Genomic DNA, 24,352 nt, shown 5'->3' on the forward strand with positions numbered 1-24,352 from the left:
TTCCTCATTACGCACATTGGCAATTGCGAAGGTCCGCGTGATCCCGGACGTGCGCGGACCGTTCTGATGGAGCAGGGCCGGTGGGGCGCGACGCATCAGCGCAATCAGTGAGCCCTGTCAGGTCACGCCTTCTTGACCACGCTGGACTTGAGCTGCATGGGGCCGAAGCCGTCGACCTTGCAGTCGATGTCGTGGCCGTCGACGCCGTCCACGAGTCGGATGTTGCGGACCTTCGTGCCCGCCTTGATGCCGGTCGGGCTGCCCTTGACCTTCAGTGTCTTGACGACCGTCACCGTGTCGCCGTCGGCGAGTACGTTGCCGACCGAGTCCTTGACCACTTTGTCGCCGGAGTGGGGCGCGGTGTCATCGGCGGCCGGGGACCACTCATGCCCGCATTCCGGGCACACCAGCAGCGCGCCCATCTCGTAGGTATAGGCGCTGGAGCACTGGGGGCACAGGGGGAGGGTCTCGGACACGGTCACATCCATCTCGTACGGGGGAATCGGTCGGTTGCGGGGTCTTCCCGGCACTCGCGTCCCGAGCGCGGTGACGGTGACTCGGGGCGACATCGCGGAATCAATAATTGCATAATTTCGCAGTTCGTTAGATGCTCTATTGGCTGTGCCTGCAGATAGCCGTGGGTACAGCGCCAAGCACACCCCGATGGCGAGGAGCGTTCGCGACCGTGCCGGTTCCGCTGTATCAGGCCAAGGCCGAGTTCTTCCGCATGCTTGGGCACCCGGTCCGCATCCGCGTTCTGGAGCTGTTGCAGGGCGGGCCGATGCCGGTGCGTGATCTGCTGGCGGCGATCGACGTGGAGGGGCCTGCGCTGTCACAGCAGCTCGCGGTCCTGCGCCGGTCCGGGATCGTGACCTCCAGCCGGGAGGGCTCGAGCGTGATCTACACCCTGGCGGGCGGGGACGTCGCTGATCTCATGCAGGCCGCGCGCCGGATCCTCACCGAGGTGCTGGCCGGGCAGAACGAGCTTTTGGCCGAACTGCGGGAAGACGAGGGCGTTGCCGGATGAACACCCTGTGGATGCGGCTGCGTGCGTTGCTGCCCGCGCGTGCCGATGTCGCGGTGATGGGGAGCACGCCTCGTCGGGACCTGCTGGCCGGCCTCACGGTCGCGATCGTCGCCCTGCCATTGGCACTCGGCTTCGGGGTTTCCTCGGGGCTCGGCGCCGAGGCCGGGCTCGCCACCGCCGTCGTCGCGGGCGCGCTCGCCGCTCTCTTCGGCGGGTCGAACCTCCAGGTCTCCGGTCCGACCGGGGCGATGACCGTCGTCCTGGTCCCGATCGTCACGCAGTACGGTCCGAGCGGCGTGCTGACCGTCGGCCTGCTCGCCGGGCTGATCTGCGTGGCCCTCGCCGTGGCCCGGGCCGGCCGGTACATGGCGTACATCCCGGCCTCGGTGGTCGAGGGCTTCACGCTGGGCATTGCCCTGGTGATCGGTCTTCAGCAGATTCCGAACGCGCTGGGCGTGGCCAAGCCTGAGGGTGATCGCGTCCTGGTGGTGACCTGGCGGGCTGTGCAGGAGTTCGCCCAGGCCCCGAACTGGACGGCCATCGGGCTGGCCCTCTCCGTTGCCGCCGTGATGCTGGGCGGTGCTCGCCTCAGGCCCACGGTCCCGTTCTCGATCGTCGCGGTGATCGCGGCAACGGTGGCGGCACAGGTCTTTCAGCTCGACGCCGCCGCGCCGATCGGCGACCTGCCGTCCGGGCTGCCCGCACCGTCCCTTGCCTTCCTCGACCTCTCCGCCCTGGGCTCACTGATGGCCCCGGCCGCGGCGGTGGCCGCGCTCGCGGCTCTGGAGTCGTTGCTGTCGGCGCAGGTCGCCGACGGTATGACGGTCGGCCAGAAGCACGATCCGGACCGGGAGCTGTTCGGGCAGGGCCTGGCGAACCTTGCCGCGCCAATGTTCGGCGGTGTCCCGGCGACCGGCGCCATCGCCCGTACCGCGGTCAACGTCCGCAGCGGCGCCTCCTCCCGGCTGGCCGCCCTCACCCATGCGGTGGTCCTCGCGGTGATCGTCTTCGCCGCGGCGCCACTCGTGTCGAAGATCCCCCTCGCGGCCCTGGCCGGTGTGCTGCTGGCCACCGCGGTCCGGATGGTCGAGGTCGGATCGCTGCGCGCGATGGCCCGGGCCACCCGATCCGACGCCGTGGTGCTGGTTCTGACCGCCGTTGCCACCCTCGCCCTGGACCTCGTGTACGCGGTGATCATCGGCCTTGTCGTCGCCGGCGCGCTGGCCCTGCGGGCCGTTGCCAAGCAGGTGCGCATGGACCAGGTGGACTTCCGGCACGACCTGCCAGGCGGGCACAGCGAGGAAGAGCACGCCCTGCTGGCCGAGCACATCGTCGCGTACCGCATCGACGGCCCGCTCTTTTTCGCCGCCGCGCACCGATTTCTCCTGGAACTGTCCGAGGTCGCCGACGTCCGGGTCGTCATCCTGCGGATGTCGCGGGTGACGACGATGGACGCCACCGGTGCCCTGGTCCTCAAGGACGCGGTGGAGAAGCTGAACCGGCGCGGCATCGTGGTCATGGCCTCGGGGGTACGGCCCGGTCAGCAGCAGGTCCTCGACTCCGTCGGAGCCCTCGACCTCCTGCGGTACGAGGGCCGGGAGTACGCCACGACCCCCGAGGCCATCGCCGGAGCCCGCACCCACCTCCAGCGCGCCGGCCTTCTTCCCGCCGTCTCCGACCAGCACGCCCGCACCACCCCCCAGGAGCCCGCGAGATGACCGCCCCCACCCTGCGCCGCATGGCCGACGTCACCGGAACCGAGGCACTCTGGCTGCTCGAAGGCGCCGCGCAAGGCCGTCTCGTATACCTGCGGCGCGAGCAGCCGGTCGTCCGTCCCGCTCTCCACGTCCTGGAGTACGGACGGCTGATCGTCCGTGCTCCCGTCCAGGCGGACGTCGTGAGCGACCGGGACATGCTGACCTATCAGGCGGACGAGATCCGGCTGCCCGCCGGCAGCGGCTGGAGCGTGACGGTCAGTGGACCGGCCGAGCTCGTCGACAACCCCGTCGAGGCCGCGCACTACCGCCGCACACTGCCCGGCTGGGCCTACGGACCGCACGACACCCTGCTGCGCATCACCCCCCAGACGGTCGGCGGCCACCGCCTCGGCACGATGGAACAGCGATGACCACTGCGCAGACGCTCCCGCACCGCCACGTACTGACCGCCCCCACGGTGCCGGCCTCGGTCCGGCTGGCCCGTGAGACCGCGGAGATGACGTACGCCTCCTGGGGAATCGACGCCACGCATCCCACCATGGGGCCGGCCCTTCTGATCCTCAGCGAGCTGGTTGTCAACAGTGTCCGGCACGCCGCCGTCACCTCCGCGAGTCTGACGGTCACCTTCGCGGCCGGCGAGTACACCCTCGCCTTCGCGGTCCACGACCGCATCCCCACCATCCCGGTGCCGTCCCTGACCCGGGGCAGACGGGCGGCCTTGCCACCGTCGCCGAGGTGGCGGCGCAGCACGGCGGCACCTGCGTACTCAGACGGGACGCGGACGGAGGTGGCAAGAGTGTGTGGATCACCCTCCCCCTGTGAATCCCCTGTGAGAGCGAAGGCGAGTTCATGACCATCGAGTGGCGTTACACCGTCCAGAAGGAGCTTGGCGTCCTGTCCCTGGCCGGATTCCTGGGGGCCGAGGCCGTCGACCGTTTCACCGGTGCGGTTGGCTGGGCACTCGCCCGTGGTACGGGCCCGGTCATCCTGGATCTCACGAGTCTGCGCGGCTGGTCGGTCGGCGGGCAGCTCGCCGTCGCCGCCGCCGCCCGACGACTCGCGGCCGAGGGCCGCAGCCTCGAACTCGCCGCGATCCCCGCCGACGGCTCTCTCGTCCCCGACGGCAGCCAACCGCCCCTCCTCACCCACTGCGACCTGCCGACCGCACTCGCCGCCCATCACGCGGAGGTCGACGGCCGGCGCGAATGGTGCAGCGACGACTGGCCGGGCACCCGGGGATCCGCAGGCCTCCCGCTCGCGTAGCGGCCCGCGCGGGGACACTCCTGGCCCTACCCCCTGGGGGTAGGGCCAGGCCGTCTTCGGGAAGGTGCTGTAACTCCACTTGCGGGGTGATGAGTTGACCGCCCACGTGGACGGCGGGCCGGAGCCGGCGTGCTCAGCTGTGGCGCGGCCCCACAACCTGCTGCGGAAGGAGCTGATCGCCGGACGCGGGACCTGATCCTGCTCGTGGCTCTGCTGGCCCTCGGTAGCGTGGCCCTCGCGCCAGCCGGATGGATACCGGAACCACGCCTTTTCGATGGCATGGTGTCGTCCCATGGGCGCCCTCGCGGACTTCGCCACCCACGAACACCGCCTGACCGAACCGGCCCGCGCCGACCCCAAACCGTCGACGGCCCCTGTAACTGTTCAGCCGTCGACACCAACGTGACTGCCACGGCGCGGCAGAGGCCCGATGAGGGCCCGCGATGTGTCGAGTTCGTCTGCCGTGGCGTCGCGGGCGCTGGACGGCGTGCCGTCCCAGACCGCCAGCACTCGGCTGCAGCTCCTGATCAGGCTCTCGTCCGCGCTTGCACACGATCTTTGGCTCGACGGGTCGTAGTCCAGCAGCCGCACTCGCTGCGAGAGCATCAGCAGCTCACCGGCTGCTCGGTGGTTCCACTCACGCAGCAATGCGGGCAGCCCGGCCATCGCCGGAAGGGCGGTCACCAGTGCCACCCCGCAGCCCGTGCGGCCCGGCCGACCGCGACCGACAGTCCTTGACCGGCTCGCACGAGACCCACCCCGCTCGTCGTCGTGAACACTGCGAGCCGGGAACGCAGCTCAACTTCCAGCAATGCCAATGTCGGCGCGGTGAGGTCACCGTGGCCTACGACAGCGATCACCTTGCGCATCCCCTCTGATAGTCGGGCCCGCTGCTACTTCTGCGCATGTTGGCCCACGTAGAACAAGAGCCAGACGAAGCCGGCGAAGGCATGGGTCGCGAAGATGTACACAAAGACGCGCAGCATCACGCCGCGCTCCTTCCATCTCTCCTCGTCGTTCCCAGCCGCTGACTTCTCGCCGGTCACGTCATTACTCATCGTCATCTCTCTCAAAGCCGTTACGAAGGGATCTGGAAGCGCGCCATCACGGTCTTCCCGCCTCGATCGGCGGCGGGCTCCGCAAGCACCTGGCCCTGGTACTCGTCCGCCAGCTCTGACACCATCCACAGCCCCGGTCCCATTCCTGCCGCGTCCAGACACGGAAGACGGTCGTCGTCATCGGCGACGGACACCGCGAGCTGTCCGCCGGCAACGGTGATCCCCACATAGGCGACCGGGGTATTCGCCGCATGCCGCACGACATTGGTGACCAGCTCACCGACCACCAGCAGCACCGCGTCGGCGAACGCCGTCGTGGGCGCGATCCCCGCCTCCGTCAGACTCTCGGACACCGTCCGGGTAGCCACCCGCACCGCGCCCGGACCCACATGAACGGACACGATATGCCGCTGGACACGGGGCAACGCGTGCTCGACAGCCACCGGCGGCAGGTACTTGCGCCACGGCCGGAACCTGTCCATCCCCATTACCGAGCCGCCTGGCCGTCGGCTTCACGCAGCTCAGCCAGCAGCTCTTGCTGCCCGGCGAGCAGAACGGACAGGATGCGTCGCGCGGCGGCGAGTAGCTCCGCCACGTCCCCACCGGCCAGCTCGTACACCACCGTGGAGCCTTCTCTCATCGCCGTGACGATTCCCGACCGCCGGAGCACGGCCAGCTGCTGCGAGAGGTTCGACGGCTCGATCTCGATCGCCGCGAGAAGATCACGGACCGGCATCGGCCCGTCCTGCAGGAGCTCCAGGACCCGAATCCGCACCGGGTGCCCCAGCATCCGGAAGAACTCCGCCTTCACCTGGTAGAGCGGAACCGGAACAGCCTTCATCCGTCCGTCACCTCCTCCTCCGTACAGATGCCGTGCTTGCGAGCCAACCGCAACGCGTCCTCCAGCTCATCCTCGGCCAAGCGCCGTCTCGAAGGCGTCCTCTGCCGCATGCGCGGCCTCCAGCCGGACTCTCGCCGCACGGACACGCTCCAGCACCGCTTCGGCAAACGTGCTCACACCCACCCCCGTCCCAATCTCACTTGCGCAAGTCAGTAACTAGCGACTTGAAGAATTCTTCAAGTTTACTCCTCCGGGCTGGGCCGCACTGCTCCTCTCTCCGATGGGTGGGTGAGTCCAGTGGTGACACAGCTCGCCTGGGGCTTGGGTGCTGGTCCTGGGGGCGGCCGACGCCGTGGGACACGTTGCGATGCCGGTCGCCAAGCTGAAGGTGGAGTCGTCTGCCAGCGGCTCGGGCAGGTGCTCGCGTCACCATTGCCGGCCCCGGGTGGCCGGGGCGTCGTAGGTGAACCCGACGGGTGCGCCGCCGTCGTGGTCGATGGCGCAGGAGAACGCGAGGCTGGACCCGGCAGTCGACGGGCAAGGGGAAGGGCTGGACGTATCCGTCGTTCATCTCGTCGGCAGTAGGCGTCCGCGTGCACGTCGAAGAGGGGCTGTCGGATGGTCGGCAGGTCCTCATGGGTGAAGCGGCGGAGGCCGACGGCGGTCATGAGTTCTCAGTGGCAGCGATGGCCGGCTGCGGGACCGAGTGGAGTTGCTCAGTCATGAGTGGGCCGTCTGGGATCTCACTGATCAGACGGTCGACTCAGTGATTCGGTCCTGGCCTGGTCGAGTGAACAGGCTGATGACGTGGCCTCGTTCCCGTACAGCTACGGCGAGGTGGCGTGTGGCTACTGTGACGGTCAGGACTTCCCGTCGAAAGCCGAGCTGCCCGCAGCCTCCGTGGCGGTCCCTCAATACTCGTCCTCCGGCATCTGTGGGCAGGGTCGATCAACCGGTCTGAGGTGTCAGACGTTCCCGGTAGGGTCCCCGCGATGCTGTGAGCCTGTGTTGGAGGGAGGACCATGGCGAGACGAATGCGTGACGAGGCGTTCCGGATAGAGCAGGAGAAGGGGCGCTACGGACCCCGCGTGCGTGCCATCAACGAGATGATGGACGCCTTGCGGGACCGGGACGGGCACGGCTGGATGCCGCACGTCGCCCCCTGGCACGGGGGAGTGGAGGCCCGTGTCTTGTCCATTCTGCGGGACCCGGGCCCAAAGACGCAGGACGGCGTCGGCTCCGGATTCCTGTGCGTCGAGAACGACGATCCGACAGCGGAGCTTCAGGCGCAGATCGAGGGGGCGGGGATCGCGCCGCGAGACGTCACTCCCTGGAACGCCTACCCCTGGTACATCAACCGCTCGCCGAAGGGGCCGAGCTCCAGGCCGGCGTCTCCTGGGCTTCGTTTCCCTGGAGAAGCACGACCTCGGCCTGCGGCATCAACCGAGCAGATGGTTCAGGCCGCTGTAGGAGGTCCTTGTCGTCAGGGGCTCCAGTGTCGGTGGCGAGGCCAGAGGCGTCGAGGGCAACGTGCCCCGGACGCCGTCACCGGGACTGGAAAACGGTTCAGCAGGGTGCGGTGGCGTCTGGTTCGGCATGGATCGATGTCCGATCGGATGTGCCTCAACCATGGTGGCTTCGTAGGTATCGGAGGTGCTGCCGAGCAGGTGGACGCACAGTGTCCAGCGAGTGTTGTCCGTTCCGTCGGACCGCAGGAGGATCACGATGAGCCCCAACTGTCTGGCGGTGCCGGTGCCGGAGGGGTGCGAGGTCATTTCTGGTGATGTCCATGCCAGCTGTCTCGGGATCGGGTCCGGCAGGTATGACTCGGGTGAGGCTGACGGTGTAGTCGCCGACCGTGTAGGTGCGTTCCAGGGCCCGGCGCTGAGCCTCTGTGCGAGCAGCACTGACAGTGGCCGCAGCGGACCGGGATGCCTCTGCTCGCGGGGAAGCGGCTGACTTCGCTTCGTCGGGCGTGGGTTCCGGCTGGGCCGTGGTTACCGCATCGGCCAGCTGACCCGAGGGGTCGGGGCAGGTTCGGGGCTTCCGTCATTGGTTGTCAGGTCACGGACGGTTGACGACCGTTTCCGGCAGGGCGCCTCCCGCTCGGAAGCGTTCATGATCTTGCCGTCACTGCCTGCTGGTCCCGAGATCCGGACGAGAATCGGAGCCCAGGAACACTGACGAAGGGGGATGGCCGTGAGGCACACACTGAACTTGTGGCGTCAAGTGCTCGGAGAGGTGCCCGAGTCGGTTTGGCGACAGACCGAGCTCCGCGTACTGATCCTCGCGGACAACGGACTTACGGCCATCCCGCCAGCCATCGGGCGGCTTCACCAGCTGAACACCCTGGACCTGGGCCACAACGCGCTGTCATCGGTGCCCGAAGAACTCGGCAAGTTGACCGAGCTCAGCGACTGTCTCTACCTCCACGACAACCAGCTGACACGGCTTCCGGACTCTCTGGGAAACCTGACCCGGTTGCGCTATCTCAATGTTGGTGAGAACTCCCTCACCACTCTGCCGGAGATGATCGGTGGGATGAGCGGACTCATCGAGCTCAGGGCGCAGCGCAATCGTCTCATCACCTTGCCCGATGCCCTCGGTCAGCTCCGCAACCTGCGTGAGCTATGGCTCAGGGGGAACGCGATCGAGCACTTGCCGAGTTCGGCAGCCGGCCTGCGTGAACTACGCCACCTGGACCTACGCGAGAACTCTCTGAACGGGCTGCCGGAGTCTCTGGCGGGCCTCCCGCTCCTGCGTCAGATCGACCTGCGGAGCAACCGCCTTGGCCAGCTGCCCGACTGGCTCGCCCTGATGCCATCGCTGGAGAAGCTGGATCTGCGGTGGAACGAGGTCGATCCCTCGCTACCGCTCCTCAGCGAGCTGGAGCGGCGGGGGTGCGTCGTCCTGACGTGACAGACACGACACCACCTCGCGCCACAGTGCCGCAGGGCAACAGCTCACGAAGCAGAAGAGGAAATGCCACGGTCACGCTCTCGATACAAGACGGAGGAAGGCGCCGGGGCAGGTGTGCGTCGGGGAGATCGTCGCTACCCGGGCGGTCGATACGATACTTCCGCATGGCTCCGCCTGATGGTCGCCCGCTCACCCTTCCCTGGAAGAGAAGCGGGCCACGAGGAGCACCCAGGGCAGGTGGGCCGGGCCGGAGATCGTCCAGCTCACGGCAGAGAGCACCGAGGCCGTCCCCAGGAAGGTGACCAGCCCTCGCCGCTCCCGCAGGGACTGCCATTCGTGGCGGGCGCTGCCCGCTTCCTTCATCTCGCACCGGGCGGTGCGGATGACCAGGAGGGCGAGTACGACGGCCGCGCCGAGAAACGCCGGGGCCACGCCCTGTTCGTTCACGCCGTGCTGCCGGACCGCGTGCCGGACCGGTAGATGTCGGGGATTCCGTCGGCGTCGTCGTCGCGCTCTTCCTCTTCCCACAGCTGCTTGTAGATGCGGTTGCGGCGGCGCAGGAGTATGGCTGCGAGGGCGGCGGCGGTGAGGGAGCCGACGAGGACGGCGGCCTTGATGTGTTCGGCTTCGGCGCCTGTCGGGAAGGCGAGTTCGCCGATGAGGAGGGCGACCGTGAAGCCGATCCCGCCCAGAGCGGCCAGGCCCAGGACGTCGGCCCAGGCGAGGTCGGAGTTGAGCTCGGCGCGGGTGAAGCGTGCGGCCAGGTAGGTGCCTAGGAAGATGCCGAGGATCTTGCCCGCGACGAGGCCGATGACGACTCCGAGGGGTTCGGGGTCGGTGAAGACGTGGAGGAGGGCGCCGCCCGAGATGCCGACACCTGCCGCGAACAGGGCGAAGAGGGGGACCGCGACGCCGGCGGAGAAGGGATGTGCGAGGTGGGAGACACGGGCCGCCGGGGACCGTGCCTCGCCCTTGTCACGGGTGGTGCGCAGGATGAGGCCCATGGCGACACCGGCGACGGTGGCGTGGACGCCGGAGTTGTACATCAGCGCCCAGACTGCGATGCCCAGGGGCACGTACCACCACCAGCCGCGCACCCGGAGGCGCTGGAGCACGTAGAAGACGACGAGTCCGGCGAAGGCCGCGCCCAGCGCCCAGAAGTTGAGGTCGGAGGTGAAGAAGACGGCGATGATGAGAATGGCGCCGAGGTCGTCGACGACGGCCAGGGTGAGCAGGAACGCGCGCAGCGCGGAGGGCAGGTGGGTGCTGATGACGGCGAGGACCGCGAGCGCGAAGGCGATGTCGGTGGCCATCGGTACGGCCCAGCCCTCAAGGCTCCCGCCGCCGATGGTGACGGTGAGCACGTAGAGGGCGGCGGGCACGGCCATGCCGCAGACGGCGGCGACGACGGGCAGGGCGGCGGTGGCGGGGGTGCGCAGCTCGCCGACGACGAACTCGCGTTTCAGCTCGATGCCGGCGACCAGGAAGAACACCGCGAGCAGGCCGTCGGCCGTCCAGTGGGCGACGGAGAGGTCCAGGCCGAGGGTGGGGATGCCGAAGTGGAAGTCGCGTATCTCCTCGTACGCCTCGCTCCACGGGCTGTTCGCCCACGCGAGCGCGACGACTGCGGCGGCGAGCAGGACCAGCCCTCCGACGGTCTCGGTGCGCAGGGCCTCGGTGACGGCCTGGCGTTCGGGCCACGGCAGCAGGCCGAGGATCACCTTGCGCGGGCGTGACTGCGTCATGAGGGGAAGGCCTCCGGGATGGGTTGACGGGCGGGCACGAGGCCCCTCGACGCCGACCAGACTTCCCGGCACACCAGCGCATCGCATTGACGCGTTCCTTACACCCTATCGAGCGCCGGGGGACCTCGCCAGGGCGTCTCTCAGCTGCCGAGACGGGTTGAAGGGCCCTGCTTCTCACCAAGGCGCGAGGTGAGGGCACGACCCTTCGGGAGCCGGGCCGCCGGGGGCGGTCAGACGGTGGTCTTCACCGGCTCCTGGTCAGTGTCCTCGTCCGTGTCGAGGCCTGCGTCGCGCTTCTTCGCGAAGGCGAGGAAGGTGTTCAGCTCCCGCTTGACGACCGGGGCGAGGAGGTAGAGGCCGATGATGTTGATGACGGCGAGCATGAAGAGCACCGCGTCGGCCATGTCGATCGGGGTCTGCAGGGTGAGCAGGGAGCCCGCGACGGCGAAGAGGGTGTAGAGGACCGTGAAGGTCAGCTCGCTGGCCCTGCTACGGCCGAAGAGGTGGGTCCAGGCCTTCATGCAGTAGTAGCCCCAGGTCAGTACCGTGGAGATCGCGAACAGCATCACCGCGACGGTGAGGATGTACGGGAACCAGGGCATGACCGTGTCGAAGGCGTCGGAGGTGATGGTGACGCCGCCGATGGACTCACCGCCGTTACGGAGCTCGACGTAGCTGGCGGGGTTGGCGATGACGATGGTCAGCGCGGTCATGGTGCAGATGACGACCGTGTCGATGAAGGGCTCAAGCAGGGCGACCAGGTGCTTGGTCTTCACCGCGGAGTGGGCGATCGGGGCCGAGCCCAGGCCGCCTCGTTGGAGAACGCGGCCCGCTTGAAGCCGATGATCAGCGCACCGAGGACACCACCGGCGACACCCTCGGGGTTGAACGCACCCTCGATGATCGTGGAGACCGCGGAGGGCACGGCGCTCGCGTTGACAGCGATGCGACGAGGCAGGCGGCGATGTAGATGCCGGCCATCGCGGGGACCAGCTTGCTGGTGACGGAGGCGATGGAGCGGATGCCGCCGAGGAGCACGATGCCGACGAGGGCCGCGATCAGGATGCCGAAGAACAGCGCACCGGCCGAGGAACCAAGGGCTCCGACCTCGCCGCCTGTGACGGAGACGAGCTGCGCGTAGGACTGGTTGACCTGGAAGAGGTTGCCGCCGAAGAGGCCGAAGAACAGGATCATGAACGAGGCGAGGACGGCGAGGACCTTGCCGAGGGTCTTGCCGTTCTTGCCGAAGCGTTCGGCCAGGTCCTTGGGCAGGTAGTGCATGGGGCCGCCGGAGACGGTGCCGCCGAACCAGCCGGTGAAGACCAGACCGGCGACGACGAGCCACGCCACGATCATCGGAAGCTCCGTACCTCCGACGGGCACGGAGTAGAAGACGATTTCGCCGAGCCAGGTGGCTATCGGCTCGAAGAAGCCACTGACCGCCCTGTCGACGGACTGGGTGAGGGAATCGAGAGACACGGTGGGGACCTCGGAAGCGCAGGACCGGCGCGTGGGAGGCAGCGCCAGTGGGGGTGCGGTCTTTGAGCGAACGCCGTTGTCCGGTCGGCGACCCGAGTGATCGACGCCCATGGACGCAGAGCGTGATCATCTCGGTCGTACTGCCGGTACGTGCCCGGCATCCCACAGGACAGACGGGGGGCGGTGCCACCTGCGGAGTTGCGCATTCCTGCCACGACAGGGCGCCTCCGCCTGCCACCCGGCGGGACGCGTCGGCGACGGCAGGAGTTTGACCGGCCGCCCCTTACCTGCCCTCTGGTGCCTGCGGCTTCTGACGGCCGGCGGTGAAGGGATACGTGTCGGCATCGGCCTCGGCCGCGTCAGCAAGTGCCTCGGCGGCGGCTTGCGCCGCCTTCGCCGCGTCGTCGGCCGCCTGGGTGGCGGCCTCGTCCTCCGCGGACGTCTCCCGGGTGGCCGGAGACGGGGGCAGCGCCTCGTTGAGGGCGCGGGACACCCCTTGAAGCGCCGAGGTGACCTCACTGGGGATTACCCAGAAGGTGCTGCCCGCACCCTGGGCGAGCTGGGGCAGCACCTGCATGTACTGGTAGGCGAGGAGCTTGGGGTCGGGGTCGTTGCGGTGGACGGCCTGAAAGACCTCGTCGATGGCCCGGGACTGCCCCTCGGCCTTGAGGATCTCGGCGGTGCGGTTGCCTTCCGCCCGGAGCACGGCGGCCTGCTTGTCCCCTTCGGCGGTAAGGATCTGCGACTGGCGCTGCCCCTCCGCCCCCAGGATCGCCGCCCGCTTGTCGCGCTCGGCGCGCATCTGCTTCTCCATGGCGTCCTTGATGGACTGCGGAGGGTCGATGGCCTTGATCTCCACGCGGTTGACCCTCAGCCCCCACTTGCCCGTAGCCTCGTCGAGCACGCCACGGAGCTGGTTGTTGATGGTGTCCCGGGAGGTCAGGGTCTTCTCCAGGTCCATCGAGCCGACGACGTTGCGCAGGGTGGTGACGGTGAGCTGTTCGACGCCCTGCAGGAAGTCGGCGATCTCGTAGGCGGCCGCTCGTGGATCGGTGACCTGGAAGTACAGCACGGTGTCGATCTCGACGACCAGGTTGTCCTCGGTGATGACCGGTTGCGGCCGGAACGAGACCACCTGTTCCCTCAAGTCGATCACCGGATAGACGCGGTCTACATAGGGGATGACGAGGTTGAGGCCCGGCCTCAGGGTGCGCCGGTAGCGGCCGAGGCGTTCGACGTTGCGGGCCCGCGCCTGCGGCACGATGCGCACCGCCCGCACCACGGTGAACACCGCGAGGGCCGCGAGAATAAGACCGGCTATGAGTAGTCCCGGCACGTCCATGACTCACTCCCGGGGATAGACGACGGCGGTGGCGCCATCGATCTCCATGACGTCGACGGTCGCCCCCGGAGGTATCACCAGCGTCTCGTCGTAGGCGCGGGCCGTCCACTCCTCGCCACCGATGCGGACCCTGCCGCCCAGCCCCGTCACTTCCGACACGACACGGGCGGAGCGGCCCACCAGCGCGTCCGTGCCGAAGCGCTCGGTCTGCGGCTTGAGCAGATGGCGCGCGGCGACGGGGCGCACGAACAACAGGCTGGTCGCGGCCAGAGCGGTGAAAACCGCGAGCTGCAAGGGCGGTGAGAGTCCCAGGGCGGCGGTTCCCGCGGTGACCGCCGCGGCGACGCCGAGGATCCCGAGCGCGGCCGTGAGGGTGAAGATCTCCGCCGCCACCAGCACCCCTGCGGCGATCAACCAGACCAGCCATGGGTCCATGGCACTCTCCCGGTAGGTGCGACTCCGCGAAGGCCCGAAAAAGCGCACCTTTCGGATTTCTTACCCCTTTTTGCGGGGTGGCACGCTCGGGCAGGCTTGTCGGCCTGCTCCAAGCGCGGTCGGGCAGGCCGACAAATGTGGTTTCTCCTCTTCCTGTGTCAGTTCTGAAGGTGTTCGGGAGCCGTCAGCGCGGTGTATCGCGTGCCGCCCGGCGGGGCGGGCGAGGAGGTGGCGCGGGTCCGTCGCGCGGGTGATCGCGGTCTCGACTGCGGTGATGCGGTCGGCGAGCAGGCCCAGGGCGGCGACCGCCCGGGCGAAGGGGTCGTCCCCGGAGCCGCCGAGTGCCCGGGCGCGCGCGTGGGCGGCGGTGATCTCGCTCCAGCGGGCGGCCTGTGCCGGGGTGAGGACGCCGCGGAGTTCGGCGAGCTTGAGGAGGTTGGCCTCGGCTTCGGTGGTGAGGGTCTGGGCCTCGGCGGTGTAGTGGTCGTCGATCACGGCGGCGAGCTCGGCGTCGTTCATGGCGGGTGAGATGCGGGCCGTGATCTTGTTCATGGTGCGGTACGAGCCCTGGAGCCGGAACGGCGGTTCGGTGCGGGCCGCGTCGGCGGTGGCGGCGGAGGAGATGTACTCCTCGTTGACGGCGAGGACCGTCTGGCGGGCGGCGAGGAGGTGGCGGAGGACGGCGAGGATCCGGTCGAGTTCGGCCGGGGCGTAGGGGTGGGTGAGCCGGTCGCGGCGGGCCGTCGGGTCGCCGGCCGCCAGCCTGGTCAGGAGCTCCAGGTCGGTGCGGTCGCGTCCGGCGAGGGGGGCGAGGACGGGGTGGGAGGCGAGGGCGTTCTCGACGAAGCTGAACGCGAAGGCATCCTCTTTGCCCGTCAGTACGTCGCCGAGGTTCCACACGTCGGCCCGGTTGGCGAGCATGTCCGGTACGCGGAAGGCCTGTCCCGACTCGGTGTACGGGTTTCCCGCCATGCAGACGGCGAAGCGCTTGCCGCGCAGGTCGTGGCCGTTCAGGGTCCGGGTGGCGTCGCAGAGCGGGATGAACTTCTGCAGGAACTCCGGCGAGGTGTGCTGGATGTCGTCGACATACAGCAGGACGTTGCCGGCCGCGGTCAGCGCGAAGTCGATCTTCTCCAGTTCCCGGCGGGCGGTGGCGTCGGGTGCCTCATCGGGGTCGAGGGAGACGGTCCGCTGCCCGAGAGCGGGCCCGTCGACCTTGACCAGGAGCAGGCCGAGGCGGTCGGCGACGTATTCGATCAGCGTGGTCTTGCCGTAGCCGGGCGGGGAGAGGAGCAGCAGCAGGCCCTGGGAGTCGCTCCGCTTGGCGTCTCCGGCCGCGCCGAGCTGTTTGGCGAGGTTGTCGCCGATGAGGGGGAGGTAGACCTCGTCGACGAGCCGGTTGCGGACGAAGGACGACATGACCCGGGGCCGGCATTCGTCAAGGCGGAGCCGTTCGCGCTCGGTGGCGACGAGCCGAGCCCTGTGTTCCTGGTACGCACGGAAGGCCGGCACGTCGGTGGCGGCGAACTCCCGCGTCCTGGCCAGGAACTCGTCGAGGCGCAGCTCCAGCGCGCGTCCCTCCACGCGGGGGTGGCTGCCCAGGAGTCCGGTGACCGTCTCCGTGGTGGGGGCGGCGATCTCGTAGCGGTCGAGGTCCGGGCAGAGCTCGACCGCGACGGCCTCGGCTAGCACGCCTTCGTCGAACCGTTCCCCGGACGCCGACGCGTAGGAGGTGAGCCATGCCTCGACGAGCTGGCGCCGCGCGCGCGGCGCTGTGAGGGAGGCGAGGGCGTCGTCGTAGGCGGAGGTGCCGACTGCGCGGCGGAACTTGTCGAGCAGGGCCCGTGCGGCGTCCGAGACGGCGAAGCCCGCCGGCGCGGTGGCGAGTTCCTCTATCAGGTACGCGGCGGCCGTCGGGTCGCCGATCTCCCCGGCCAACTCGTTCCGCAGGCCGTCGAGGGCCGACTCCGCGCCGAAGAGGTCACGGGCCCGTGCCAGGGCGTCGGCCCGGCAGGTCCACTGCTCGCGGGCGTCGGCGGTGGCGGCGTGGGCCCAGAAGAGCTGGGCGGTCGCTCGCGCAGGGGCCGGGTACCTGAGCAGTCCGATCCGTTCGTGCAGACGGAGGACGGCCCCCAGGATCGCCGCCGTGTCGTGAGCGTGGACGCCGCGCTCGTACCCCTCGTCGTACGCGGCCTCGGCGGCACGTCGCGCGAGCGCGTACAGGTCCTCGCCCGCCAGGCTGCCGGGGCCGTGCTCGGCCAGGAGGCGTGCGGCCAGATATTCGGACCGGTAGACCTCCGGCGATTCGGAGCGCAGGGTCCGGTCCCAGAAGGGGCGGGTCGCGGCGAACGCCGGATCGGTGACCGGCACGCGGTAGTCGGTTCCGGTCAAGGTGAGGGCGAGGGCGTCCTCATGTGGGACGAGGGTCAGTTCGGGGGTCTGCCGGTTGACGGCGAAGCGGTGCCGGCCGAGCCGGATCGTGGCGCCGCCGTCGGAGAACAGGTCGCTACGGTCCCGCAGCGCCCGTCCGGCCTCCTGGCGGGCGGCGCCGAGTCGGCCCTCCAGTTCCTCCGCCCGTGTCTCGTCGCCGAGTTCCCTCAGCTCGGCGCCGGTGCGCCGGACCTTGGCGACCATGGGGTCGGAGGCGAAGTACGTGTTCACCTCGTCCCGGTCGGCCAGGGTCGCGGCGCGCCGGGCGATCGCTTCCAGAACGCGGCCGGCCGATGCCGCGAGGCGCTCCGCGCGGCGGGCACGGGTGTCCACGAGGGACTGCCTGCGCGCGGTGAAGGCGTCGTACATCTCGGCGCGCTTGTCGGCGATCTCGCCGAGGAAGCCGTCGTGCTCGGCGAACCGCGACTCCAGGTTCTCCAGTTGGAGCAGCAGCCGGCCGAGCTGGTCGTCGCAGTGGTCAGGGGTGTCGGCAGCGGCCAGCGCGCTCGTGACGGCCTGGGCGAGCAGGGCGAACTCGGCGACGAACTCCGCCTTCCCCTCCTGGCCCAGGAGTTCGGTGCGGCGGGCTGTGAGCACGGCGCGGGCACGGTTCAGCGCGCCCAGGACGTCGGCGATCCGTTCCAGGATCGAGGTGCGGACGGTGGCGTCGCCGATGTCGAGTCCGGCGATGATCTCGCTGAGGGTCCGCAGGCCGGCGGTGTGCGTATCGAGGCGGTCGGCGACCAGGCCGGTCTCGGCGACGGTGGTGACGGCCCCGGCCTCTGTCGCGAGCCGTTCCGCCTCGGCGTAGTGGGCGGTGAAGGCGTCCTCTCGCTGGAGGAAGGCGGCGGCCCGCTGTGCCGCCCAGGCGATGTCGGCCTCGACGTCCCCGGCGAGGGCGTCGATGCCCTCCGTGTCGGCGTACCGCATGTCCTTGAGGGTCACCAGGTGGCCCTGTGCCCGGCGAAGTTCGGTGATCCGGGAGATCCACTCCTCGGCGGTGGCGGGCGCCTCGCCCCGGATGCGCCGTACCAGTCGGCCGACCTGCTGGGCGGCCTCCGCGAAAGCCTCCGCCGCCTGTCGGGTGAGCGTGGTCACGGTCGCGAACTCGTCGAGGACTTGCACGGCGGTCGCCCGGAGTTCTGTCAGCGGGGTGTGCAGGTCGCCTGTCTCCGGGTCTCCCAACCAGTGGTGGACGTCGCCCGCGCGCACACACGCGGCGACGAGTGCCTCGTATACCTCGCCGGAGGCGGTCAGCTCGGTGGCCTGACGGGCGATCGACAGGCAGTCGGCGACCCCGCGGACGAGATCCGCGTTGCCGATGCGGGCCAGCGGGCCGTCCACCGCAGGGGTCACGTGCGTGTCGGAGACGTACGGGGTCCGCCAGATCTGCACGGGGTGGACCCGGCCGGGCTCGCCGGTCTCGTCGCGCAGCACGACCATCGCCCCGTCGTCGAGCAGCGCGTATCCGCGGCAGGAGACGGGACGGGTGATCTCCTTGCGGATCAGGTTGTACGGCAGGAGAAGACCGCGACGCTCCGGCCGGGTGTGGAAGGCGAAGAGGATGTCCTCGCCGTTGGGCGAACGGATCAGCCGGTCGAAGACCAGTCCCGAGGTGTCGGTATCGAAGGTCTTCACCTCCCCGGAGGCCAGGCAGTAGCCGCCGGGGAACACGACCCCCTCGTTCCCGGGCAATCGCAGACACGCCTGAGCGAGTCCGTCGAGCCTGACCACGCTCCCGGTCAGGGCGTTGAAGACGAGGTGGCGGACGGCCTCCTCCTTGTACGGGCGGACGCGCACCAGGATCAGGGTGCCCACGGCCGCGTGCGCGACCTCGGCGTCGGCCAGCGCCTGGAGCGGCTCGTCGACCGGCTCGGCGTACACGCCCTCGGCCGTCTCGGCGTTGTTCTCCGTCTTGACCGTGAGCGTTCCGCCGACCGTGGAGACGAAGAGGCGGCCGTCGAGCGAGATGTGCGGGTGCCGCCCTTGGACGTGGTCGCCGCGGGTCGTCTCCACCCAGTCCACGTCGTGCGAGGGAGGGACGACGTGGTCGCGTTCTCCCTGGGCGTCGAGGAACCGCGTCTCGCCGGACGGCCCGATCGACCAGCGCAGGACGCGGATGTCGTCGGCCTTCTGCCCGGTCCGGAAGAGGGCGAGGAGCCGGCCCTCCACGCGCCTCAGCCGGAGCAGGCGCGCGCCTCGGAAGTACCGGTGCAGCGCCGAGAACTCCCGTACGAAGCCGGCGTCGTCGAGGAGTCCGGGCACCGCGCCCTCGGGCAGCGGGTTCAGGTCGCGGTCATGCAGGGTGAAGACGTCGGCGACCGACGGCTCGGCGCTCACCGCGGAGGCCGGGTGGCAGCCGAACAACAGGACGTCGTCCCCCACGGCGGCGACGTCCAGCAGTACCCGGGCGCCCTCGGTGCGGACGCTGTCGGTGCCGGTGAGAGACAGACCACCGGCACCGAAGGCGGCGGTACGGGCGGTGTTGAGCGCCTCGGCACGCCTGGCCAGCTCGGCCGCCTGCGCCGAAAGACGGTCGCGCAGCACCGCGTACGTGTCCTGGTCGATTCCGGTGCTCATGTCGATCCGCTCCTTGTCCCGTGATGGATGCGGGTCCGGCGCCGACAACCCCCGTATGCCGGCGCCGGACCCGCTGTGACCGCTCTCCCCCCGGGGCGGTCAGTTCGTGACCGCGCCGTTCAGCGCGGCGCTCTCGGCCGGGGCGGTGGTGGCCTGGCCGGGTGCGTGCGCGTCGAGCACGCCGGACTTCATGACCTTCGCGAGCAGTGCCGAGACGCTCAGGTTCTGCACGTCGCCCGTGGACAGCGAGCCGAGCACCTTGGTCAGGTCCTCGGTGAAGGAGCCCTCACCGTTCAGCCACGGGCCGGCCAGGGCCTGCGCGGTCTGGGAATGGTCCATGAACCCGTCGACGGACTTCCCGAGCGCGATCGACTGCACGAGACGGTCGAGGAAGACGGACTCCCCGCCGACGATGTTGATGTCGGCGTTCTCCAGGCCGGTGGCGAGGACGGTGGCCTGCGCCTCGGCGACCTGCCGCTGCACGTCGAGGCCGGCGAGCCGGATGTCCTTCTCCGCCTCCAGGCGCAGCCGGTACTCCTCATGGGTACGGGAGGCCTCGTCGAGCGCGGCCATCGCCGCAGCCTTCTCGGTCAGACCGGCCGCTTCGGCCTTGAGCTTCTCGCCGATCGCGGTCGCCTCGGCCAGCGCCTTCTCTCGTGTACCGACCGCCTCGGCGCGCAGCCGTGCCTCCGTGGCCTCGGCCTCGGCGCGGCCGGTCTTCTCGATCACGTCGGCCTCCTTCTCCCGGACCTGCACTGCCGCCAGCCCCTCGGCGGCCGCCTCTGCCTGCACTCCCTCGGCGAGGCGGATCTTGGCGCGGGCGTCCATGTCGGCGGCCTTGTTGCGGGCCTCCGCCAGGGTCAGCTCCTCGGCGGCCCGGTGCACGGCGGCCTGCTCGGCCGCCTCGGCCGCCTTGATGTCCTTGACCAGCCTCTCCTGCGCCTCAGCCTCGGCCGCGATGACGACGGCCTGCCGGGTGCGCTCGGCCTCTTCGACCGTACGGAGCCGCTTGATGGACTCCTCCTGCTCGGCGACCGTACGGTCCACCGCGATCCGCTCCCGGATCACCTCGGCGATGTCACGGCGCTCCGACTCCACCTCCTTCTCGGCGGAGATGCGGGTCAGTTCGGTCTCCCGGTCACGGGCGATGACCTCCAGCAGGCGGTCCTTCTCGATCCGCTCGTTCTCGACGGCGATGACCCGCTCGCGGTTCTTCTGCGCGACGGCCACCTCGCGGGCCTGGTTCTCCCGCTGGATGCCGAGCTGCTCCTCCGTCCTCAGGAACGCGCTCTGCGCCCGCAGCCGCTCCTCCTCCACCACCCGCGCCGTCTCGGCCTCCTCACGCGCCCGTACGGTGTCGATCTCCCGCTTCTGCTTGATCTCCGCGTCGGCCTGGCGCCGCTCCAGCTCCAGGATCGCCTCGCGGGCGTCGACGTTCTGCCGGGTGATCTCCTTCTGCTCGTGCTGGCGGAACTCGTTCGTGCGGACGTTCTCGACGGCGGTCAGTTCCGTGATCTTGCGGATGCCCTGGGCGTCGAGGATGTTGCCGGGGTCGAGCTGGGTAAGCGGGGTCTGCTCCAGGTAGTCGATCGCGGCGTCCTCCAGGCTGTAGCCGTTGAGGTCGATGCCGATGATTTCGATGATCCGGAACCGCAGCTCCTCGCGCTTGGTGTACAGATCGGTGAAGTCCAGCTGCTTGCCGACCGTCTTGAGCGCCTCGGAGAACTTGGCGTTGAACAGCTCCTGCAGCGTCTCCTTGTCGCTGGCGCGGGCGGTGCCGATGGCCTGCGCGACCTTGATGACGTCCTCGACCGTCTTGTTGACCCGGACGAAGAACGAGATCCGGATGTCGGCGCGGATGTTGTCGCGGCAGATCAGGCCGTCCCTGCCGGTCCGGGAGATCTCGATCGTCTTCACCGAGATGTCCATGACCTCGGCCTTGTGCAGGACGGGCAGGACCACCTGCCCGGTGAAGGTGACGTCGACCTTCCGCATCTTCGAGACGATCAGCGCCTTGCCCTGTTCCACCTTGCGGAACAGCCGGCTGACCACGAAGAGCAGCGTGAGAACGATGAGCAGGACAGCGGCGACGAGCACGCCGATGCCCACGGTGATGGCATCCATGAGAAACCCCGTGTCGATGGAAGAAGGGGGAGCCGCACGTTCAGGCGGCGTTGTGGAAGAGCGAGCACCGGACGGCGGGCGCTCCCGGAGCGACGGCTACCTGCGTCGGGGTGTGCGCACAGCGGCACGGTGCTGCCCGAAGGCGGCAGCTCGGTCGCGTTCGGGCAGCACCGCCGGACCTGCGGCGTCCTGCCGGGACGGCCCGGGTTCGTCGGGGAACAACTTCGCAAGCGGCCCCACGAGGCGCCGTGTCGCCCACCATGAGGCGACGGGAGCAAGCACCAGCAGGGCGAGCGAGAGCAGAGCGGACAGCGGGCGAGGCACATCGGAAAGGCCGAGGAGTACGGATCCGGTGACGCTCATGGCCCAGCCGGCGACGACGAAAACGGAGGCCGCCACCGAGACGGGCACCCGGCCGAGACGCAGCCTCTCCGCGTCCACGTCGCCGTCGAAGCCCTTCCGTTCCACCGCCCCGAACAGGACGAGCAGCCAGAACACCGCCACGGCGACCAGGGCCGCGCTGAACGACAGCGAGGGGAACCCGAAGGCGGCGCTCAGGAACTCACCCATGGCCCTCTCCCCCTGCACATCACGGTTTCCGTCTTCCGGCATCAGGCCCGTGCCCATGCCTTTCCGTGGAGCCATCCTGCTTCAGAATCGGCGCCTTGGCATTGCCGTAACCATGCAGTCTTTGACGTCTTCCTGATGCCGGTTGCGAACCCCGGCGGGCGGCGTGTCAGTCTTGGTCCCCGCGCGTCAGGAACTCGTATCAGACGCGTCAGGAACGGGGAGGGACCGTGGCGGAGAGGGAACGGGTCGAGGGGTACCTGGAGGGGTACGCCGAGATCCTTACGGGCGTGTGTGAGACCCGCCGCAGGCTCACTCCGGAGGAGCGCGCGGCCCTCCGCTCCCTCGGAGAGCGGGCCGCTGAAGCCGGCATCGGGCTGCGGGACCTCATCCGGGCCCACCTCTCCGCCGCACAGCGGGTACACCCGGGGCTGCCGAGGGCAGCCGCCGACCACCTCCTGTCCGCCGTAGAACAGGCCGTCGACGCCTTCGCCGAGGGACACGAGCGGGCACAGCACCTGGCGATGCGCCAGGAAGAGGCCGCCCGGCGGGAGTTCATCGACGACCTCCTGTACGGCCGGAGCGATCTCGGCAGGCTGGCCGAGCGCGCCGAACGCTTCGGGCTGCTCCTGTCCCACGCCCACGCGGTGGCCGTCGCCCAGGGACGGGAACCGTACAGCGACGGCTACGAGGTCACCCGTGCCGTCGAGTCCTCGCTCACCGCCCGCTTCGGCAACCGCCGCATCCTGCTCACCACCAAGGACGGGCGGCTGATCTGCGTCGCCCCGGCGGACGAACCCGCCGTGCTCGCCCACTTCGCCAAGCAGGCGCACGCCGCCACGGACGGCGGCCAGGTGGCGATCGGCCGCGCCCACCCGGGCGCGGGCGGCGTCGTCCACTCCTACGAGGAAGCCCTCAACGCCCTGGACCTCGCCGCCCGCATGAACCTCGACGAGCCGGTCCTGCACGCCGCCGACCTCCTCGTCTACCCCGTTCTCACCCGCGACCGGCAGGCCATGGCCGACCTGGTCCGCACCGTCCTCGGCCCGCTGCAACAGGCACGAGGAGGCGCGAAGCCCCTCCTGGACACCCTCACGGCGTACTTCGACACCGGCTGCGTCACCGCCCAGGCGGCCCGCCGCCTCAACCTCAGCGTGCGGGCCATGACCTACCGCCTCGACCGCATCCACCGCCTGACCGGCGCCGATCCCGGCGATCCCGTCCAGCGCTACACGCTCCAGACGGCCGTCGTCGGCGCCAGGCTCCTGGACTGGCCCGACCAGCCCCTGTGATCACGAGGCTGAGCGACCAGACTGGGAGGAGGAAGGGGCGCATCAGCTCTGGGCGAGCTGGGTCCTGCTGATCGGCGGTGCGGTGCTGCTCCTGGCGCCGAGTGTCGCCGTTCTCCTGGGCTGGCGGCCGCGCTGCCTTGTACGGCCCGGTGAACCCACCCGCCTGCTGGGTGCCGCGGGCGTCATGCTGTACGGGACGGTGCTGACCAACGAGGTGGCGGGCGATCCGTCTCCTGCGGACCACGGCATACGAGGCCTCCTTCGGTCGACAGCGAGCATGAGCCGCCCTGCCCGCGTAGGGACCCGCGAAGGTGTTTCCCGACCGGTGTGCTGCCGTTCCCGGCTACGGGAGAGCGCGGTCTTCGTAGGCCCCCGAGACCGCCGCAGGTCCCCCGTCCTCTCCCGTCGCCGGGGGCGACCGGCTGTCCAGCATGGCGGTGAGGATCAGCCCCAGCAGCGCGGTGACGGTCAGGACGGCAGCCGCCACGACGCGGGGGTTGCGGCGCGCGGCTCGGACGCCCGCGGGCGCGCCCTCGTGGCCGAGTTCACGGACGCGTGCAGACGGCATTAAGAACGCGTAAAGACTGCCGGAACCAGGCAGTGACCATCTATGCCGTTACGTGGAAACATCCTTGAACAACGGATGAAGCCCCGCATGGGACAGGTGGCGCAGATGGGCTGGTTTCTCGGTCTCGGCATCGCGGGTCTCGTGCTGCTCGTCCTGGCGCTGGTCTTCGACGGGGTGTTGGAGGGGGTCCTCGACTCGATCGGCGCGGGGCTTGACGGGTTTCTGTCGTTGCCGGTGGTCGCCGGGTTCGTGTCCGCGCTCGGATTCACGGGCGCGATCACGATGGGCGCCGTCGGTACGGGGGCGGGGGTCGCCACCGGTGCGGGTGTGGTCGCGGGGGGCGTCGTGGGGTGGGGGACCTGGCGGCTCAGCCGGGCGCTGCTCCGCGACGGCGTCACGCCCGCACCGCGCGGCGAGGACCTGACCGGTACGAGCGGGTCGGTGGTGACGGCGATCCCCGTGGGCGGCTACGGCGAGGTACTGCTGTACCTCGCGGGCCAGCCGGTGAAGTACGCGGCGAAGGCCGCGACTCCCGTCACGCGGGGCACCGAGGTGTGGGTGGAGTCCGTGCTCTCACCGACGTCCGTCTCCGTCCGCCCGGTCGAACGCTGACCCGGCGCCACGTTCTGTCCTTCTCATTCTGATCGAAGGGGGTTTCTTCATGAGCCCTGTCCTGACCGCTGTGGTGGGCATCGTCGTCCTCGTGGTCCTGCTCGGCCTCGTCGTCGTCACGCGTTACAAGGTCGCCGGGCCCAGCGAGGCGTTCATCATCACCGGCCGCCGGGGCAAGCAGGCCACCGACCCGGCCACGGGGCGGGTGTTCACCGACAACAGCGGCCAGAAGGTCGTGGTCGGTGGCGGTGTGTTCGTCGTGCCTTTCGTGCAGCAGAAGTTCACGCTCGACCTGTCCAGCCGGCACATCCCGGTCGCGGTGCGCGGCGCGGTCACCCTGCGCGGTGTGAAG

General features: G+C 69.6%; 21 protein-coding genes and 3 pseudogenes. 9 read left to right on the plus strand and 15 right to left on the minus strand.

What is annotated here, in order from left to right; genetic code table 11:
- Positions 1-122: 122 nt before the first annotated feature.
- On the minus strand, positions 123-476 hold the full coding sequence (locus IF00_RS0137610) for a zinc ribbon domain-containing protein YjdM (RefSeq protein WP_030326133.1): 354 nt from the start codon (positions 474-476) through the stop codon (positions 123-125).
- Positions 477-685: 209 nt separating this feature from the next.
- Between IF00_RS0137610 and IF00_RS0137615 the strand changes: the two genes are divergently transcribed.
- The 5 genes and pseudogenes from IF00_RS0137615 (at position 686) to IF00_RS0137635 (ending at position 4,008) form a co-directional block, all read left to right on the plus strand.
- Positions 686-1,027 carry an ArsR/SmtB family transcription factor gene (locus IF00_RS0137615; protein ID WP_030326135.1) on the plus strand — a complete coding sequence of 114 codons (342 nt, stop codon included), beginning with the start codon at positions 686-688 and terminating at the stop codon, positions 1,025-1,027.
- Entirely contained in the window at positions 1,024-2,745 is a 1,722-nt protein-coding gene (locus IF00_RS0137620; RefSeq protein ID WP_030326136.1) for a SulP family inorganic anion transporter, read from the plus strand. Before IF00_RS0137615 ends, IF00_RS0137620 begins: the two co-directional genes overlap by 4 nt.
- The gene (locus tag IF00_RS0137625; protein WP_030326138.1) at positions 2,742-3,155 is read left to right on the plus strand and encodes a pyridoxamine 5'-phosphate oxidase family protein; all 414 of its coding nucleotides are present in this window, start codon (positions 2,742-2,744) and stop codon (positions 3,153-3,155) included. Before IF00_RS0137620 ends, IF00_RS0137625 begins: the two co-directional genes overlap by 4 nt.
- Positions 3,152-3,567, plus strand: a pseudogene (locus IF00_RS47325) (ATP-binding protein). The gene IF00_RS0137625 and the pseudogene IF00_RS47325 overlap by 4 nt, the downstream one beginning before the upstream one ends.
- A gap of 27 nt (positions 3,568-3,594) precedes the next feature.
- A complete protein-coding gene (locus IF00_RS0137635; protein ID WP_030326140.1) occupies positions 3,595-4,008 on the plus strand; it encodes a hypothetical protein in 414 nt (137 codons plus the stop codon).
- Positions 4,009-4,392: 384 nt separating this feature from the next.
- Here IF00_RS0137635 and IF00_RS45890 read toward each other — a convergent pair whose 3' ends face one another.
- The 5 genes from IF00_RS45890 to IF00_RS45895 form a co-directional block, all read right to left on the minus strand.
- A complete protein-coding gene (locus IF00_RS45890; protein ID WP_158710568.1) occupies positions 4,393-4,692 on the minus strand; it encodes a hypothetical protein in 300 nt (99 codons plus the stop codon).
- A 209-nt stretch (positions 4,693-4,901) separates the two neighbouring features.
- Positions 4,902-5,054 carry a DUF6126 family protein gene (locus IF00_RS46310; protein ID WP_167346905.1) on the minus strand — a complete coding sequence of 51 codons (153 nt, stop codon included), beginning with the start codon at positions 5,052-5,054 and terminating at the stop codon, positions 4,902-4,904.
- 32 nt (positions 5,055-5,086) lie between these two features.
- Entirely contained in the window at positions 5,087-5,548 is a 462-nt protein-coding gene (locus IF00_RS0137650; RefSeq protein WP_106975939.1) for an ATP-binding protein, read from the minus strand.
- A gap of 5 nt (positions 5,549-5,553) precedes the next feature.
- On the minus strand, positions 5,554-5,907 hold the full coding sequence (locus IF00_RS0137655) for an ArsR/SmtB family transcription factor (RefSeq protein WP_030326144.1): 354 nt from the start codon (positions 5,905-5,907) through the stop codon (positions 5,554-5,556).
- A 1,439-nt stretch (positions 5,908-7,346) separates the two neighbouring features.
- Complete coding sequence (locus IF00_RS45895; protein WP_158710569.1) at positions 7,347-7,682, minus strand: hypothetical protein; 336 nt, start codon at positions 7,680-7,682, stop codon at positions 7,347-7,349.
- Positions 7,683-8,100: 418 nt separating this feature from the next.
- On the opposite strand from IF00_RS45895, the gene IF00_RS0137665 reads away from it, so the two are divergent.
- A complete protein-coding gene (locus IF00_RS0137665; RefSeq protein WP_030326146.1) occupies positions 8,101-8,826 on the plus strand; it encodes a leucine-rich repeat domain-containing protein in 726 nt (241 codons plus the stop codon).
- 189 nt (positions 8,827-9,015) lie between these two features.
- On the opposite strand, the gene IF00_RS0137670 is transcribed toward IF00_RS0137665, so the two are convergent.
- From IF00_RS0137670 to IF00_RS0137705, 8 genes and pseudogenes are all read right to left on the minus strand, one after another.
- Positions 9,016-9,273, minus strand: a complete 258-nt coding sequence (locus IF00_RS0137670; RefSeq protein WP_158710570.1) for a hypothetical protein — start codon at positions 9,271-9,273, stop codon at positions 9,016-9,018.
- Positions 9,270-10,571, minus strand: coding sequence for a Na+/H+ antiporter NhaA (nhaA, locus tag IF00_RS0137675; protein WP_030326150.1), 1,302 nt, complete (start codon positions 10,569-10,571; stop codon positions 9,270-9,272). The genes IF00_RS0137670 and nhaA overlap by 4 nt, the downstream gene beginning before the upstream one ends.
- A 230-nt stretch (positions 10,572-10,801) precedes the next feature.
- Positions 10,802-12,050, minus strand: a pseudogene (locus IF00_RS41885) (alanine/glycine:cation symporter family protein).
- A 283-nt stretch (positions 12,051-12,333) separates the two neighbouring features.
- Complete coding sequence (locus IF00_RS0137685; protein WP_051820825.1) at positions 12,334-13,392, minus strand: SPFH domain-containing protein; 1,059 nt, start codon at positions 13,390-13,392, stop codon at positions 12,334-12,336.
- Positions 13,393-13,395: 3 nt separating this feature from the next.
- Entirely contained in the window at positions 13,396-13,827 is a 432-nt protein-coding gene (locus IF00_RS0137690; protein ID WP_030326154.1) for an NfeD family protein, read from the minus strand.
- A 60-nt stretch (positions 13,828-13,887) separates the two neighbouring features.
- Entirely contained in the window at positions 13,888-18,837 is a 4,950-nt protein-coding gene (locus IF00_RS0137695; RefSeq protein ID WP_063740720.1) for a DNA repair ATPase, read from the minus strand.
- Between the two features lie 99 nt (positions 18,838-18,936).
- Positions 18,937-20,961 carry a flotillin family protein gene (locus IF00_RS0137700; RefSeq protein ID WP_030326158.1) on the minus strand — a complete coding sequence of 675 codons (2,025 nt, stop codon included), beginning with the start codon at positions 20,959-20,961 and terminating at the stop codon, positions 18,937-18,939.
- A gap of 96 nt (positions 20,962-21,057) precedes the next feature.
- Positions 21,058-21,531, minus strand: a complete 474-nt coding sequence (locus IF00_RS0137705) for a hypothetical protein (protein ID WP_158710571.1) — start codon at positions 21,529-21,531, stop codon at positions 21,058-21,060.
- Positions 21,532-21,758: 227 nt separating this feature from the next.
- Here IF00_RS0137705 and IF00_RS0137710 point away from each other — a divergent pair, with 227 nt between their 5' ends.
- Entirely contained in the window at positions 21,759-22,820 is a 1,062-nt protein-coding gene (locus IF00_RS0137710) for a PucR family transcriptional regulator (protein WP_030326163.1), read from the plus strand.
- A gap of 343 nt (positions 22,821-23,163) precedes the next feature.
- Here the strand turns inward: IF00_RS0137710 and IF00_RS0137715 are convergent, their stop codons facing one another.
- Positions 23,164-23,388: a hypothetical protein gene (locus IF00_RS0137715; protein ID WP_030326167.1), complete on the minus strand. Its 225-nt coding sequence runs from the start codon at positions 23,386-23,388 to the stop codon at positions 23,164-23,166.
- A gap of 105 nt (positions 23,389-23,493) precedes the next feature.
- Here IF00_RS0137715 and IF00_RS0137720 point away from each other — a divergent pair, with 105 nt between their 5' ends.
- On the plus strand, positions 23,494-24,000 hold the full coding sequence (locus tag IF00_RS0137720) for a hypothetical protein (protein WP_030326169.1): 507 nt from the start codon (positions 23,494-23,496) through the stop codon (positions 23,998-24,000).
- A gap of 49 nt (positions 24,001-24,049) precedes the next feature.
- Positions 24,050-24,352: pseudogene (locus IF00_RS0137725) on the plus strand (flotillin family protein); the annotation flags it as partial.

Source organism: Streptomyces flavochromogenes (assembly GCF_000717595.1).
GTDB lineage: Bacteria > Actinomycetota > Actinomycetes > Streptomycetales > Streptomycetaceae > Streptomyces > Streptomyces flavochromogenes.

Coding starts and splice junctions, on each gene's coding strand:
- IF00_RS45895 (WP_158710569.1), bottom strand. CDS start 7,682: ATGACCTCGCACCCCTCCGGCACCGGCACCGCCAGACAGTTGGGGCTC.
- IF00_RS0137655 (WP_030326144.1), bottom strand. CDS start 5,907: ATGAAGGCTGTTCCGGTTCCGCTCTACCAGGTGAAGGCGGAGTTCTTC.
- IF00_RS0137720 (WP_030326169.1), top strand. CDS start 23,494: ATGGGCTGGTTTCTCGGTCTCGGCATCGCGGGTCTCGTGCTGCTCGTC.
- IF00_RS0137695 (WP_063740720.1), bottom strand. CDS start 18,837: ATGAGCACCGGAATCGACCAGGACACGTACGCGGTGCTGCGCGACCGT.
- IF00_RS0137715 (WP_030326167.1), bottom strand. CDS start 23,388: ATGCCGTCTGCACGCGTCCGTGAACTCGGCCACGAGGGCGCGCCCGCG.
- IF00_RS0137650 (WP_106975939.1), bottom strand. CDS start 5,548: ATGGACAGGTTCCGGCCGTGGCGCAAGTACCTGCCGCCGGTGGCTGTC.
- IF00_RS0137625 (WP_030326138.1), top strand. CDS start 2,742: ATGACCGCCCCCACCCTGCGCCGCATGGCCGACGTCACCGGAACCGAG.
- IF00_RS0137665 (WP_030326146.1), top strand. CDS start 8,101: ATGGCCGTGAGGCACACACTGAACTTGTGGCGTCAAGTGCTCGGAGAG.
- IF00_RS0137685 (WP_051820825.1), bottom strand. CDS start 13,392: ATGGACGTGCCGGGACTACTCATAGCCGGTCTTATTCTCGCGGCCCTC.
- IF00_RS0137620 (WP_030326136.1), top strand. CDS start 1,024: ATGAACACCCTGTGGATGCGGCTGCGTGCGTTGCTGCCCGCGCGTGCC.
- nhaA (WP_030326150.1), bottom strand. CDS start 10,571: ATGACGCAGTCACGCCCGCGCAAGGTGATCCTCGGCCTGCTGCCGTGG.
- IF00_RS0137700 (WP_030326158.1), bottom strand. CDS start 20,961: ATGGATGCCATCACCGTGGGCATCGGCGTGCTCGTCGCCGCTGTCCTG.
- IF00_RS0137705 (WP_158710571.1), bottom strand. CDS start 21,531: ATGGGTGAGTTCCTGAGCGCCGCCTTCGGGTTCCCCTCGCTGTCGTTC.
- IF00_RS0137690 (WP_030326154.1), bottom strand. CDS start 13,827: ATGGACCCATGGCTGGTCTGGTTGATCGCCGCAGGGGTGCTGGTGGCG.
- IF00_RS0137635 (WP_030326140.1), top strand. CDS start 3,595: ATGACCATCGAGTGGCGTTACACCGTCCAGAAGGAGCTTGGCGTCCTG.